The 14,862-nt window shown below is 37.6% G+C and carries 16 protein-coding genes and 1 pseudogene; 16 read left to right on the top strand and 1 reads right to left on the bottom strand.

Annotated features, from left to right (window positions below):
* The first annotated feature begins 47 nt into the window (after positions 1–47).
* The 12 genes from xseA to HBN42_RS03135 all read left to right on the top strand — a co-directional run bounded on the left by xseA (position 48) and on the right by HBN42_RS03135 (position 10,456).
* Positions 48–1,388 (top strand): exodeoxyribonuclease VII large subunit, encoded by a 1,341-nt coding sequence (gene xseA / locus HBN42_RS03190; RefSeq protein WP_165993628.1) that lies wholly within the window; start codon positions 48–50, stop codon positions 1,386–1,388.
* Positions 1,366–1,581 (top strand): exodeoxyribonuclease VII small subunit, encoded by a 216-nt coding sequence (locus tag HBN42_RS03185; protein ID WP_165993627.1) that lies wholly within the window; start codon positions 1,366–1,368, stop codon positions 1,579–1,581. The genes xseA and HBN42_RS03185 overlap by 23 nt, the downstream gene beginning before the upstream one ends.
* Entirely contained in the window at positions 1,581–2,450 is an 870-nt protein-coding gene (locus HBN42_RS03180; RefSeq protein WP_165993626.1) for a polyprenyl synthetase family protein, read from the top strand. The genes HBN42_RS03185 and HBN42_RS03180 overlap by 1 nt, the downstream gene beginning before the upstream one ends.
* Entirely contained in the window at positions 2,443–3,270 is an 828-nt protein-coding gene (locus HBN42_RS03175; RefSeq protein ID WP_165993625.1) for a TlyA family RNA methyltransferase, read from the top strand. Before HBN42_RS03180 ends, HBN42_RS03175 begins: the two co-directional genes overlap by 8 nt.
* Entirely contained in the window at positions 3,257–3,730 is a 474-nt protein-coding gene (locus HBN42_RS03170; protein WP_165993624.1) for an arginine repressor, read from the top strand. The genes HBN42_RS03175 and HBN42_RS03170 overlap by 14 nt, the downstream gene beginning before the upstream one ends.
* 14 nt (positions 3,731–3,744) lie before the next feature.
* Positions 3,745–5,400, top strand: coding sequence for a DNA repair protein RecN (gene recN / locus HBN42_RS03165; protein ID WP_165993623.1), 1,656 nt, complete (start codon positions 3,745–3,747; stop codon positions 5,398–5,400).
* 129 nt (positions 5,401–5,529) lie between these two features.
* A complete protein-coding gene (locus HBN42_RS03160) occupies positions 5,530–6,369 on the top strand; it encodes a DegV family protein (protein ID WP_165993622.1) in 840 nt (279 codons plus the stop codon).
* Positions 6,362–7,204 (top strand): SGNH/GDSL hydrolase family protein, encoded by an 843-nt coding sequence (locus tag HBN42_RS03155; protein WP_165993621.1) that lies wholly within the window; start codon positions 6,362–6,364, stop codon positions 7,202–7,204. The genes HBN42_RS03160 and HBN42_RS03155 overlap by 8 nt, the downstream gene beginning before the upstream one ends.
* The gene (locus HBN42_RS03150) at positions 7,182–7,769 is read left to right on the top strand and encodes a YpmS family protein (protein ID WP_165993620.1); all 588 of its coding nucleotides are present in this window, start codon (positions 7,182–7,184) and stop codon (positions 7,767–7,769) included. The genes HBN42_RS03155 and HBN42_RS03150 overlap by 23 nt, the downstream gene beginning before the upstream one ends.
* 98 nt (positions 7,770–7,867) lie before the next feature.
* Positions 7,868–8,143 carry an HU family DNA-binding protein gene (locus HBN42_RS03145; RefSeq protein WP_165993619.1) on the top strand — a complete coding sequence of 92 codons (276 nt, stop codon included), beginning with the start codon at positions 7,868–7,870 and terminating at the stop codon, positions 8,141–8,143.
* Positions 8,144–8,344: 201 nt separating this feature from the next.
* Positions 8,345–10,198 (top strand): heavy metal translocating P-type ATPase, encoded by a 1,854-nt coding sequence (locus tag HBN42_RS03140; protein WP_165993618.1) that lies wholly within the window; start codon positions 8,345–8,347, stop codon positions 10,196–10,198.
* Between the two features lie 69 nt (positions 10,199–10,267).
* Positions 10,268–10,456, top strand: a complete 189-nt coding sequence (locus HBN42_RS03135; protein ID WP_165993617.1) for a hypothetical protein — start codon at positions 10,268–10,270, stop codon at positions 10,454–10,456.
* Positions 10,457–10,475: 19 nt separating this feature from the next.
* Here HBN42_RS03135 and HBN42_RS03130 read toward each other — a convergent pair.
* Positions 10,476–11,346, bottom strand: a pseudogene (locus HBN42_RS03130) (dihydroorotate oxidase).
* Between the two features lie 230 nt (positions 11,347–11,576).
* Between HBN42_RS03130 and HBN42_RS03125 the strand changes: the two are divergent.
* The 4 genes from HBN42_RS03125 (at position 11,577) to HBN42_RS03110 (ending at position 14,816) form a co-directional block, all read left to right on the top strand.
* The gene (locus HBN42_RS03125; RefSeq protein WP_165993616.1) at positions 11,577–12,269 is read left to right on the top strand and encodes a phosphoglycerate mutase; all 693 of its coding nucleotides are present in this window, start codon (positions 11,577–11,579) and stop codon (positions 12,267–12,269) included.
* 550 nt (positions 12,270–12,819) lie between these two features.
* Positions 12,820–13,335: a transcription repressor NadR gene (locus tag HBN42_RS03120; RefSeq protein WP_165993615.1), complete on the top strand. Its 516-nt coding sequence runs from the start codon at positions 12,820–12,822 to the stop codon at positions 13,333–13,335.
* A gap of 72 nt (positions 13,336–13,407) precedes the next feature.
* Positions 13,408–13,950: a hypothetical protein gene (locus tag HBN42_RS03115; RefSeq protein ID WP_165993614.1), complete on the top strand. Its 543-nt coding sequence runs from the start codon at positions 13,408–13,410 to the stop codon at positions 13,948–13,950.
* A gap of 92 nt (positions 13,951–14,042) precedes the next feature.
* The gene (locus HBN42_RS03110) at positions 14,043–14,816 is read left to right on the top strand and encodes a formate/nitrite transporter family protein (protein ID WP_165993613.1); all 774 of its coding nucleotides are present in this window, start codon (positions 14,043–14,045) and stop codon (positions 14,814–14,816) included.
* The last annotated feature ends 46 nt before the right edge of the window (positions 14,817–14,862 follow it).

Below are 14,862 nucleotides of genomic sequence, written 5' to 3'. Positions count from 1 at the left end.
ATTATGCAAGGAGTCAAGCTACTCTAACTAAAAAGAAAGGAAGCCTGATGTCAGACTATTTAAGCGTTACTAAGCTAACAAAATATTTGAAATTGAAGTTTGATCGTGATCCTTATTTGGAAAGGGTCTACCTAACTGGTCAGGTTTCGAATTTTCGTAAAAGACCCACTCATCAATATTTCTCTCTCAAGGACGAAGGAGCTGTTATTCAGGCGACTATGTGGGCTGGCACCTACAAGAAATTGGGCTTTGACCTAGAAGAAGGCATGAAAGTTAATGTCATTGGTCGGGTACAGATCTATGAGCCTTCTGGTTCTTATTCTATTATTATTGAAAAGGCTGAGCCTGATGGCGTGGGTGCTCTAGCCCTACAGTTTGAACAACTTAAGAAGAATCTTGCTGAACAAGGTTATTTTGATGATCGTCATAAACAAAGCCTACCTCAATTTGTTCAAAAAGTCGGTGTTGTAACCAGTCCTAGTGGTGCTGTCATTCGTGATATTATTACCACCATATCCCGTCGTTTCCCTGGTGTTGAGATTCTCTTATTTCCTACCAAGGTTCAAGGAGAGGGCTCTGCACAAGAAATTGTTGCAAACATTGCTAAGGCAAATACCAGAGATGATCTTGATTTGCTGATTGTGGGACGTGGCGGAGGATCTATCGAAGATTTATGGTCTTTCAATGAAGAAATAGTGGTTCAGGCCATTTTTGAATCGGCTTTACCAATCATTTCCAGTGTTGGCCATGAAACAGATGTCACTTTGGCCGATTTTGTAGCTGACAAAAGAGCGGCTACACCTACAGCTGCAGCTGAGCTGGCCACACCTGTTACCAAATCAGATATTATATCTTGGATTAATGAACGTGAAAACCGGGCCTTTCAGGCTAATTTAAGATTACTGAAGCATAAAGCTGAGCAGCTTACCAAGCTATCTCAGTCTGTTATTTTTCGTCAGCCTCAGAGGCTCTATGATGCCTATCTGCAAAAGATTGATCGTCTAAACACTAGCTTGATCACTGAAATGAAAGATAGGATTGTCCAGAATAAGGCAGAGCAAATCCACTTGCAGCATCGTTTAGAGTCCACTAATCTTACAGCCACAATAGATAGACACAAAGATCATTTAAAAATAATCCGTCACTTATTGTCATCTGATATCAAAAAACAATTAGATAGTAAGCTGGCTCGTTTCGAAAAGGCTCAAGATGCCCTCTTATCCTTAGATACTAAGCGTATTATTGCGCGTGGCTATGCACTGGTAAATAAAGATGACAAGGTTCTTGCATCTGTCAAAGAAATAAAAAAAGGTGATCACTTAGCTATTAGAATGCGAGATGGTCAATTAGAAGTAGAGGTAAATCATGTCAACCAAAAAAACATTTGAAGAAAATTTACAAGATTTAGAAATCATAGTTAATAAGTTAGAAAATGGCGATGTTCCCTTGGAAGAAGCTATTAGTGAATTCCAAAAGGGAATGATTCTCTCCAAAGAACTGCAAAAAACCTTACAAAATGCAGAAAAAACGTTGGTTAAAGTCATGCAAGAAGATGGAACAGAAGTGGAAATCGACGCTTGATGGAAAAGTTAAGAAAAATCAACCAAACACTGGAGCAATTTTATAAAGAAAAGAGTTCCATTTCGGACCATCTAGTCCAAGCTATCTTATATTCTATTCAGGCTGGTGGGAAAAGATTGCGTCCTTTGTTATTATTGGAAATGATTGAGGCTTTTGGTCTGGACTTAGAAAAATCCCATTACCAATTAGCAGCTGCGGTCGAAATGATCCATACAGGAAGTCTGGTTCATGATGACTTACCAGCCATGGACAATGATGATTATAGACGTGGTCAGCTGACCAACCACAAAAAGTTTGATGAAGCCACAGCCATCTTGGCAGGAGATAGCCTCTTTTTAGATCCTTTTGGACTAGTGGCTAGCAGCCAACTAGAAGCTGAGATAAAGGTTAAGATCATTCAAGCTCTCTCAGAATCAGCTGGAACCTACGGAATGGTGGCTGGTCAAATGCTTGATATGGATGCTGAAGGAAGAACAGTAGATTTGCCAGATTTACAGGCTATCCACTCCCATAAAACAGGTAAATTACTGGCCTTTCCCTTTATAGCTGCAGGGCTGGTAGCTGGTGTTTCTGAAGCTATTTTAAAGAAGTTGGAAGAGGCAGGCAATCGCATTGGCCACGCTTTTCAAGTTCGTGATGATATCTTAGATCTGATAGCCAACTTTGAAGAAATAGGAAAGACCCCAAACAAGGATTTGGATTCTCAAAAGGGAACTTATCCTAGTCTTCTAGGGCTTGAAAAATCTCATGACATCCTACAAGAAGACCTTGATCAGAGCATTGCTATCTTGTTAGAGATCAAAGAAATGACGGACTTCAATCCCGTGAATATCATTGCAATCATAGAAAGGTTAGGACTAAATGGCTAAGGAAAGAGTAGATGTTTTAGCCTATAAACAGGGACTATTTGATACCAGAGAACAGGCCAAACGTGCTGTCATGGCAGGCTTAGTACTATCAGTGATTAATGGTCAACGCTATGATAAGCCTGGTGAAAAGATTGATGCTGCTACTGAATTAAAACGTAAGGGTGAAAAGCTAAAGTTTGTTAGCCGTGGAGGATTGAAGCTGGAAAAGGCTCTTGATGTTTTTAAAATAAGTGTTAAAGACTTAACAACAGTAGACATTGGAGCCTCCACAGGTGGCTTTACTGATCTTATGTTACAAGCAGAGGCAAAACTGGTTTATGCAGTTGATGTCGGTACCAACCAACTGGTCTGGAAACTAAGGCAGGATCAGCGCGTGGTAAGCATGGAGCAATATAATTTTAGATACGCAATCCCAGAAGACTTTACTCATGGACTAGCTGAGTTTGCAAGCATTGATGTTTCCTTTATTTCTTTAAAACTGATTCTACCAGCACTTTACGGTATTCTAAAGTCAGAAAGTTCTGTAGTGGCTCTAATCAAACCTCAGTTTGAGGCCGGTCGTGCCCAGATTGGAAAAAACGGAATTGTTAAGGACAAGGCTATTCATCAAAAAGTTTTAGAAAATGTCACAAGTTTCTCTCAAGAATTCGGATTTACTATTGAAGGGCTTGATTTTTCTCCAATCCAAGGTGGACATGGTAATATTGAATTTTTAGCTCATTTAAAAAAGACGTCAGCTATTGAGGATTTTGATAAGAACATTATCAAAGACGTAGTAGACAAAGCTCATAAGGAATTTAATAAAAATGAAGAAGAGTGAACGTTTAGATTTAATTAAAAAAATTGTTCTATCACATGATATTGAAACTCAGCATGACTTGCTAGCTTTGTTAAAAGAGCAAGGCTTAGAACTAACTCAGGCAACCATATCTAGAGATATGAATGAAATTGGAATTGTTAAAATCCCATCTGGTTCTGGTCGCTATATCTATGGCCTTTCTCAGGATAGTGGGAAAAAGATTATTCAAAGACCAGCATCTATCAGAAGCACTATTTTAGATATGTCAGACAAGATTGATGATCTAAGAAGACACATCTATTTAAAGGTGATTCCAGGCAATGCCATGCTTATCAAGCGCTATCTTGTGACAGACTTTTCAGAAAGATTGTTTAGCATTATTGCAGATGATGATAGCATCTTGTTAATTGCTAAAACAGAAAGAGATGCTGATTACATTCGACAAGAAGTCAAAACTTGGATGCAGGCCAAGACAAAATAAGGATAGGACTGAAAATGTTACTAGAAATTTCCATTAAAAATTTTGCCATAATTGAAGAAATTTCCCTCAATTTTGAAAATGGTATGACTGTTTTAACAGGTGAAACAGGAGCTGGAAAATCAATTATCATTGATGCCATGAATCTGATGTTAGGAGCCAGATCAAGCGTTGAGGTTATTAGACATGGCGCAAATAAGGCAGAAATTGAAGGCTTGTTTTCCTTAGGAAAGAACAGTGCCTTGAAAAAGCTTTTAGAGGACAATGGCATAGAAACAGAGGATGACCTTATTCTTCGTAGGGATATTTTTGCCAATGGTAGAAGTGTTTGCCGCATTAATGGCCAAATGGTCAATGTGACGACACTCAAACAAGTTGGTCAACACCTGGTGGATATCCATGGTCAACACGACCAAGAAGAGTTGATGCGCGCTCCCCATCATCAGGCTATTTTAGACTCCTTTGGGGACAGTGATTTTAAAAAGGTAAAGGCAGAGTATCAAAGGATCTTTGAAGACTATAAGGAGCTTCGTAAAAAGGTTAGTGATAAACTAAGAAATGAACGCGAACATAAGGAAAGAATAGAAATGCTGTCTTTCCAAATAGCAGAAATTGAATCTGTCCATTTAAAACGAGGAGAAGATGCTCTCTTAAATCAAGAACGAGATAGGCTCTTAAACCATAAAAATATTGCAGATACATTGACCAATGCCTTTAACATGCTGGACAATGACGATTTTTCAAGTCTATCAAATATTAGGTCTGCCATGAATGACCTCTTATCTATTGAAGAATTTGATCCTAAGTACAAGGTCCTATCTTCTAGTGCCAGCGAAGCCTATTATATTTTAGAAGATCTTAGCAAAGAATTAGCTGATACGATTGATGCTCTGGATTTCAATGCTGGCAGGCTACAAGAAATCGAAATGAGGCTGGATCTGATCAATAGCCTGACACGAAAATACGGTGGAAATGTAGACGAGCTACTAGATTATTACGACAATATTGAAAAAGAATACCAATTATTAGTTGGTGATGATCAAGGCAGTGCTGAAAGTGAACTGGCCTTAAAAAAACTTGAGAAGGCTCTGGTTGCAGCAGCAAGCTTGCTTAGTCAAAAGCGTCACCAATTAGCTACGGAGCTAGAAAAAGATATCAAAAAAGAATTAAATGATCTTTATATGGAAAAGGCTGATTTTCAGGTTAAATTCACAAAATCTAAATTTAGCCGCCAAGGCAATGAAGCTGTTGAATTCTACATACTAACCAACCCTGGCGAGGGCTTTAAACCCCTGGTCAAGGTTGCCTCAGGTGGAGAGCTTTCACGGCTCATGCTAGCCATTAAGTCGGCCATCTCCCAAAAAGAGGATAAGACCAGTATCGTCTTTGATGAGGTTGATACCGGTGTATCTGGACGCGTAGCCCAAGCCATTGCACAAAAGATCCATAAAATTGGACAAAATGGTCAAGTTCTAGCCATCTCGCATTTACCACAGGTAATCGCAGCAGCAGATTACCAGTTCTACATCTCAAAAGAAAGCAAAGAAGAAAGCACTGTTTCAAGAGTGACCTTGTTGAGCTATGAAGAACGCATTGAAGAAATTGCCAAAATGATTGCTGGCAAAGATGTTTCTGAAACAGCTAGAACACAGGCCAGAGAATTGCTATCATAAGAAAATAAAGATAAGAAATGAGATGAGCTTAGAAGCTTTGCCTCATTTTATTTTCTCATATTTTGATTTATTTAAGAATCAATGCTAAAATAAGGTGAAATAATACATGCCAAGAATGGAAAAAATAAAATGAGAATGATAAAAGTTGTTACAGATTCATCAATTACAATTGAACCAGAATTGATTGAAAAATATGATATTACTGTTGTACCACTTTCAGTAATGGTAGATGGTAAGTTATATTCAGATAAGGACTTGAAAGAAGAAGGTCAATTTTTAAAACTAATGAAATCCAGCAAAGAACTGCCAAAAACCAGTCAACCTCCTGTTGGTTTATTTGCTGACTACTATGAAAAGCTAGTCAAGGAGGGGGCAAGGGATATTATTGCAATCCATTTGACACCAGCTCTATCAGGAACGATTGAAGCTTCTAGGCAGGGTGCAGAAATTGCAGGAGCAAAGGTTCATGTTTTAGACTCGGGCTTCACAGATCAAGCCATGAAATTTCAAGTCGTTGAAGCTGCTAAAATGGCTCAAGATAATGCTCCACTTGAAGACATCCTTGCAAAAATTGCAGAAGTTAAAAGTAAAACCAAGCTTTATATTGGAGTATCAACCCTAGAAAATCTGGTTAAAGGGGGACGAATCGGCCGTGTAACAGGAGCCATTACCAGTTTATTGAATATCAGACTGTTAATGGAATTAAAGGATTCTGAGCTCAAACCTGTCGCAAAAGGAAGAGGCAATAAAACCTTTATCAAGTGGATTGATAATTATATGAAAGAGACTGCCGACTTACCCATTAAGGAATTAACCATTTCTTATGCTGGGGATAAGAGTTTGGCTAATCAATTAAAAGAAAAGATCAGTCAGATCTATACAGGAGCAATCTCTATGATGGAAACTGGTTCTATCATTCAAACCCACACTGGTGAAGGCGCATTTGCGGTTATGATTAGATATGAATAAAAGAAAATGGTTTGAAGGCTTTGCTTTTTTTCTAGGGGTCTTCCTATTGTCAGCACTTGTTTTACAGGTGATTATCCCTCAAAGGACTGCTCAGGTCAAAAAAGCAGATTACATCCTTCAAGAAAAAGCAAAGTGGAATTATATTGCCATTGGTGATTCTTTGACCGAAGGGGTCGGCGATTCTACCAGTCAGGGAGGCTTTGTTCCTTTACTGGCCAGTGATATGGAAGAGGACCTAGCTGTCAAGGTCGATTACCAAAATTATGGCGTGTCAGGTAATACCAGTCAACAAATTTACTCTCGAATGACTGAGGATGAGCAACTCCAGACAGATCTTAAAAAGGCCAAAATTATGACCTTAACTGTAGGTGGAAATGACGTCATGGCAGTTATACGAGAAAATTTTGCCCACTTAGAAAGTGCTAGTTTTAAAATGCCAGCCAAAGCCTATCAAAAAAGGCTGAGAAAAATTTTGGATCTGGCAAAAAAAGAAAATAAAAAGCTATCTATTTTTGTGCTAGGTATCTATAATCCCTTTTACCTCAATTTTCCAGAAATGACTGAGATGCAGGAGGTCGTTGATCGATGGAACCGGGCTACAAAAGATGTTATTTCAGATTATCAAGGGGTTTACTTTGTTTCCATAAATGATCAATTGTATAAAGGAATTGATGGAAAAAATGCTCTTGTCCAATCAGAAGCTGATAAAACAAGTGTAGTCAATGACCTATTGTTTAAAGATGACCATTTCCATCCTAATAATATTGGTTATCGCATTATGTCAGATGCCCTTATGGAGAGAATCAAAAAATATGAAAAAACAATTAAAAATTAAGTGGTGGAAGTGGGCTTTTTTATTCCTATTAGCTTTCAATCTTGCCTTTGTGGCAGTTATCGCCAGTCGTCTTGTCCAGGTTAGAGAACCGGATTCTAAACACATCAGTAATTACCAGGAAAAAGATGTTAAAGTTGGAACCTTTGTCACAAATCGCAGTCAATTAAATAAAACGGTTGCTAGTTTTTTAAAGGATTATCAGTCAGAAAAGATATCCTACAAATTGTATAGCTCGTCTTCCTCAATTATCTTTGAGGGCAAGTATCAATTGTTGGGCTATGAAGTTCCTCTTTATATCTATTTTCAACCCATTGGTCTGAAAGATGGGAGCATCCAATTACAGGTAAGTTCATTTTCAGCTGGTACACTCCCCTTACCTGAATCAGAAGTTCTGCAGTATTTAAAATCAAGTTACCAGCTACCAAGCTTTGTAGAGGTCCAACCTAAGCAGTCTTCTATCATTATAAATTTGAGAAAAATTGAAAATAATGCGGGTATTTACCTAAGTGCTAAAAAGATTGACCTGGTTAATGACCAAATTAGCTTTGAAATTTACAAGAAATAAGCTAAAATGACGTTAATTACTTGACCTATCAGCATTTTTTAGTTATTATTGTAACTGTCAAAGCATATTGCTTATTAATTAATTGGAGGATTTGTTAAATGGCTAACAAACAAGATTTAATCGCAAAAGTTGCAGAAGCAACTGAACTTACTAAAAAAGATTCAGCAGCAGCAGTTGACGCTGTATTCTCTGCAATCGAAGGTTTCCTTTCAAAAGGTGAAAAAGTTCAATTAATCGGTTTTGGTAACTTTGAAGTTCGTGAACGTGCTGCCCGCAAAGGTCGTAACCCACAAACTGGTGAAGAAATCAAAATTGCAGCATCAAAAGTTCCAGCATTCAAAGCTGGTAAAGCACTTAAAGACGCCGTTAAATAATTCATATAATAAAAGCCTATCATATCAAGCTTCCTAGCCTGTGTGATAGGCTTTTTTTGTGTTTAGGGGGCAAAAAAGGGGCAAAAAAGGGTAGATAGTTTTTATTTAGAATTATTCTAAATACTTGACTTTTTTATTTAGAATTATTATAATTAAGAAAAGTTAAAGATTTAGAATGATTCTAAATTTGGGGGATAAAGAATGACTTGGCTTAAAGAACATATTCATATTTTAGAAACAGCCTGCTGCTTACTACTTATTTTAATAGGTTTACCACTTCTCAGTAGAAACCCGGAAGTTGCATCTTGGCTTTTTATTGCAGCTTTCCTTATTGGTGGTTACCAATCAGCAAAAAATGGGATCACTGACTTATTTGTCGATAAACACTTGTCTGTTGACATTTTAATGATTCTAGCAGCCATTGGTGCAGGGATTATTGGTTACTGGCTAGAGGGTGCTCTATTGATCTTTATTTTTTCTCTTTCTAGTACCCTAGAAGAGCTAGCAATGGAAAAGAGCAAGAACGCCATCTCAGCTTTGATGAACCTCACTCCTGATATGGCTAGAAAGCTAGATGAAGCTGGTAGTATTCACGAAATTGAAACTAAAAATTTAAAGGTTGGCGACTTACTTCAGGTGAGAAAAGGAGAATCCATTCCTATTGATGGGGAATTGAAAAGTGATTTTACTGAAGTGGATGAATCAATGGTTACTGGAGAACCTATCACCGTTGATAAGAAAAAAGGAGCACAGCTTATTGGCGGTACCATCAATCAAGGCCAAAGCATAGTTATGGAAGTTAGTGTTGAAAACGAGGACACACTATTTGCAAAGATTGTAAGTCTGGTTGAATCAGCCCAAAGTCAAAAAAGTAAAACAGCCACTTTTATTGAAAATTTAGAAGATAAGTATGTTAAATTTGTCCTCATTCTAGTGCCAAGCTTTATACTTTTCTGCCATTTCATCCTAGGTTGGACCTGGTTAGATGCATCCTATAGAGGGATGATACTCTTAACAGTTGCTTCACCTTGTGCTCTAATTGCTTCATCAACTCCAGCATCCCTATCAGCCATTAGTCGTTCTGCCCGAAAAGGACTAGTGATCAAAGGTGGCGATATCGTTGATAACATGGCAAATATCAAAGCAGTGGTAATGGATAAAACCGGTACCCTAACACAAGGCAAGCCTTCTGTTGTGGATTCTTACTATGTTCAAGACAAAGATTTGGTCAATAGTCTAGTAAAAACAGCTGAAGAAGCATCTAGTCACCCTATTTCAAAAGCTATCATAGAATTTACAAAAGAAAGTGAACGTCTTAAGCTTGAAAAAAGTGAGGAAATATCAGGGAAGGGCTTCCTGATTAGCTTTGAAGGCAGTGACTGGCGCATTGGGAAAAAATCCTTTATCTTAGAAACAGTCAGTGAACTGGATCAATATGAAGAAGATATTAATAAACTTGAAGAACAAGGAAAAACCTTGATATTTGTCAGTCGGAATCAGAAGCTAATGGCTTATTTTGCCCTCTTAGATGATATCAAAGAAGATGCTCTAAAGGCCATTCAGATGATGCATGAGCTGGGCATTAAGACAGTTATGCTAACAGGAGATCAAGAAAAAACAGCACAATATGTGGCAAAGAAACTGGGAATTGACCAAGTTGTTGCCAACTGCATGCCTCAGGACAAGGTTAGTAAGATCAAGGCCTTGCAAGAAGAGTATGGTTTTGTAGCAATGGTGGGTGACGGCATTAATGATGCTCCAGCACTTGCTCAGGCTGATATCTCCTACGCTATTGGATCTGGAACCGATATTGCTATGGAAAGCGCAGACAGCGTTATAATGGACGATCTAACTCGTATTCCTATGTCTATTCGTTTATCAAAGAAAATGAAAGTAATTGTTAAAGAAAATATCATTTTCGCTCTGACAGTTATTACCCTCTTGATATTGGCCAATGTCTTCCAAGTTGTGAATCTACCACTGGGAGTTGTTGGACACGAAGGCTCCACCATTTTGGTTATCCTAAATGGCTTACGCTTATTAACCTTTAACTAAAAAAGATCTTGATTGCTAGTTTGAAAGCGGTTATACTATTATTAAGCCTTGGAGATAGGAAGTAATAGGATGTTAAAATTAGTTATTATTGGCTTAGCCGTGTTTTCAGTAATCAAGATTATCCTTTTTATTAAGATATCGGATATTTTCTTGCCTAAAATAAAAAAGAAAAATAGCCATGCTGCAGCAGAAGATACTCATTTTAAAGATGATCAGGACTGCAGCCCAGCTGAAAAAGAAAAAAGGGATTACTTTTGAAAGTAATCTCTTTTTGATTTTATAAATAGCTTAGTTTGCCACGAAAATCTTCAATGGTCTCATAGCCTTTTTGAGCCATGATATCTTTTAACTCTTGGGTCACACGTGTGAAAATTTCAGGACCTTCTTCTTGCAGGGCAGTTCCAATCTGAACCATGGAAGCACCGCATAGGATATGTTCAAAGGCATCACGTCCTTTTTTGACACCACCAGTACCGATAATTTGGATATCTGGTCTTAAACGTTTATAGAATGCATGGACATTGGCTAAGGCAGTAGGCTCAATATAATCACCATCAATGCCGCCAAAGCCGTTCTTAGGCTTAATGACAACTTTTTCATCATCAATTACCAAGCCATTACCAATAGAATTGACACAATTAATAAAGGCTAGAGGCATCTGGTTAAATATCTTGGCTACCTAATCAAAGTGAACCATGTCAAAATAAGGAGGCAGTTTGATCCCCAAAGGCTTACTATAATATGAAAAAATATCATTTAAGAGATCTTCTGTCATTCGGAAATCATAAGTAATTTGTGGTTTACCTGGAACATTTGGACAAGAAAGGTTCAGTTCCACTAAACCCTTGTAGTCTGAAGCTTCAACGGCTTTTAAAATCTGATGAGTATCGGCAGGAGAAAGGCCAACCACAGATAAGATATGGTTCTTACTCTGACTATCTTTTTCTAAAGCCAAGAGAAATTCTAAGTAATAGTCATAGCCCAAGTTAGGCAGACCCATGGAATTAATGGATCCCAAGCTAGTTGGAGTGTAGCGGGGTTCGGGATTACCTTGACAATTCTTCCTTAGTCATACAATAAACTCCTGCGCCGTTCATAAGGCAATTATAAAAGTCAAAACCTGCAATTTGAGTAGAAGTAGAGACTATATGTTCCTCCTAAATTTGCTAAATTTTTTCCATTCTATCACTAGATTTAGTTGAAGGCAAGAATTTTTGACATTTTAGAAAGATAGAGCCTTGATTTCCGAACCTTTTGTTTTCATGATAATAGCATGACATTTTCAAAAATAAGCCTCAGAGGCTAGCTTTTTTAGCCTATTTTTTGTAAAATAGAAAAGAACTAGGTAATAACCTAAAATAAAAGGAGATATGATCTAATGGTAAAATTAGTCTTTGCTCGCCACGGTGAGTCAGAATGGAATAAAGCTAACCTTTTCACTGGTTGGGCTGATGTTGATCTTTCAGAAAAAGGAACACAACAAGCTATTGATGCTGGTAAATTAATCAAGGAAGCTGGTATTACGTTTGATAAAGCCTTTACATCAGTTTTAACACGTGCTATCAAAACAACAAACTTAGCTCTAGAATACTCTGACCAACTATGGTTACCTGTAGAAAAGTCATGGCGTTTAAATGAGCGTCACTATGGTGCCTTAACTGGTAAAAATAAAGCTGAAGCAGCTGAAGAATTTGGTGATGAACAAGTCCACATCTGGCGTCGTTCTTATGATGTTTTACCACCAGCTATGCCAAAGGATGACCAATACTCAGCACACACAGACCGTCGTTATGCTGACGTGGACCCAGCCTTGATTCCAGATGCTGAAAACTTAAAAATCACTCTTGAACGTGCCCTACCTTTCTGGGAAGAATCAATTGCACCAGCTCTATTAGAAGGTAAAAATGTCTTTGTCGGAGCACATGGAAACTCTATTCGTGCCATTGTAAAACACATTAAAGGTTTATCTGATGATGAGATCATGAATGTTGAAATTCCAAATTTCCCACCACTTGTTTTTGAATTGGATGACAAATTAAACATTACTGCTGAGTACTATCTTGGCAAATAATAATTAGAAAAACCAAGCTTGCCTTGGTTTTTTAGCTTGAAGAAATGTTTTCTTCAGGCTTTTTTTATGCTCTTATAAGCTCTGCTTTAAAGCTAATTCTGAAATTTTCTGACAGGCTTATTTGGAAAAATTTGAAAATGATAAAAGCTTGTTTTCATTTGACCTCAATAAGGTAGTACGGTTGATAGGGAAGACAAAGCTTATAACGGTACAATTTATTAGGACGATGAAGTTAACAAAAAGCCTATACTAATGGCTTTGAAGGAGCATGCCAATGTCAATTTACTGGTCTTGAAGATAGCTTTAAATAGAGCATAATAGTTTAACTTCCCCCCATATAAATAACCCATATAAATAAAGGAGTTCCTTCTACTCTCCTCAGTTTATATCCTATTTGAAAACAGGACTAATACCTTAATAATAAGAGGACAAGAATCTTTATCAGTTGATCTTCTTTTGGCAAAGCAAGCCTTGCCTTGGTTTTTTATGTCTGATTCCCTTTAAAATATGGTATGATAAAGTTAGACTATTTTAAGTGGAAGGGGATGTAATGAAGGCAAAAGAACGTAGAGAGAAAATTGTAGGTATGCTAGAAACTGCTACTGAGACGATTTCAGCTAGTCAATTAGCTAAGGACTTAGGAGTGAGTAGGCAGGTTATTGTAGGAGATATTGCCCTACTTAGGGCATCTCAAAAGGCCATTGTTTCAACACCTAAGGGCTATCTGATGAAAGACGCCCTCTATAAAAATAATTATAGTGCCCGTATTGTTTGTCAGCATCGTCCTTCAGATACTCAAGAAGAGCTCAATATTATTGTTTCCCATGGTGGTATTATTTCCACAGTTGAAGTGGAGCACCCCATATATGGAATGATTACTGCCCCTTTAAATATTAAAACAAAAGATGATATTGAAGATTTTATGGTCAAGGTCAATACCTATAAGGCTGAATTATTATCTTCATTAACAGAAGGTCTGCATAGTCATCTTATTTCCTGTCCCAGTTTGAAAGCCTTTGAAGCTATCAAAGCTGAACTGAATCAGGCTGGAATCTTATATCAATAATTAAACAAACACCTTACAGATGTCTTGACAGCTGTAAGGTGTTTGTTTATAATATTTTGGAAAGGAGATAGAATGACAAAAAGACTAACTCAAACCATTGCATATGCCTCAATTCTTATTGCATTTGGTATCGTAATTCCCTTGGTTATGCCTATAAAGATTATTATTGGACCAGCTTCCTTTACCTTGGCCAGTCATGTGCCGGTATTTCTAGCAACTTTTATTTCTCTGCCTATTGCGATTTTCGTATCTCTAGGAACGGCCTTAGGATTCTTCCTAGCAGGATTTCCTATTGTTATTGTAATGAGGGCACTTTCTCATCTAGGATTTGCTATAGTTGCTGCTCTATATATCAGGAATCATAAAGAAAAATTAAAAAGCCCTTTGACAGCTCTGCCATTTGCCATCGGTATTAATATGATTCATGCTCTGGCAGAATTTTTAGTGGTTTTACTGATGACTCACACCGCATCGACCGAAATGGCCTATATCTGGTCAATCTTAGGTCTTGTCGGTTTTGGGACCTTAGCTCATGGAATGGTAGATTTTTACCTGGCCTTGACCCTATGGAATACTTCAATAAAGAGATTTGACCTAAGTTTTGGAAGGTCATAAAAAGGAGTTCTTCCGGTGGAAGGGCTTGTTTTTTATTGAAAAATTGATATACTATAGCTACATTTGTGATTAATTTGACATTAGGAGAAGGTATGAAAAGTCCAGAAAACATTTTACAAGAAACAATCCTTATTGGCCAACATAAAATTAAAAAATCAATGCCTGCAAAAGCTATCTTAGGTTTTATTGGTGGCGCAATGATCAGCCTAGGTTATTTGCTCTATGTTAGGGTGGCAGCCAGTGCCATGGCAAGCTTTGGAGCTTTCTCAAGTATTTTAGGAGCCTGTGCCTTTCCTATAGGTTTAATTATTATCTTAATGGCTGGTGGAGAATTAATCACTGGTAATATGATGGCTGTTTCAGCAAGTTTTTTTGCTAAAAAAGTTAAACTGTCTGACCTGGTTAAAAATTGGTTGATTATCACTTTATTTAATATTATAGGTGCTCTCTTTGTTGCCTATGTTTTTGGTCATTTTTTAGGTTTGACTTCTACTGGTATTTTTAAAAAAGAAGTGATTGAGGTAGCGCATGCTAAGCTTGCAGCTAGTCCTCTACAGGCCTTTGTTTCGGGTATTGGTTGTAACTGGTTTGTTGGCTTGGCTCTTTGGTTAAATTATGGGGCAACTGAAGCTAGTGGCAAAATTTGGGGAATCTGGTTCCCAGTAATGACCTTTGTTGCAGCTGGTTTCCAGCATAGTGTGGCAAATGCCTTTATTATACCTGCGGCTATTTTTGAAAATGCTGCTACATGGTTTGACTTTATTGCCAACTTTTCTGTGGTTTATGCCGGAAATATAGTTGGAGGAGCAGTCTTTGTAAGCTTCTTCTACTTCAAAGCTTTTTACCATCCCAAAGAAAGTGTTTAAGGGAAAAAATAATGAGACTGAGGACTTATTTCTCAGTCTTCTTTTT

The organism is Streptococcus catagoni, assembly GCF_011421425.1.
Lineage (GTDB): Bacteria > Bacillota > Bacilli > Lactobacillales > Streptococcaceae > Streptococcus > Streptococcus catagoni.
The sequence above is the reverse complement of the archived record's forward strand: the minus strand, read 5'-3'. Positions and strand labels throughout refer to the sequence as shown.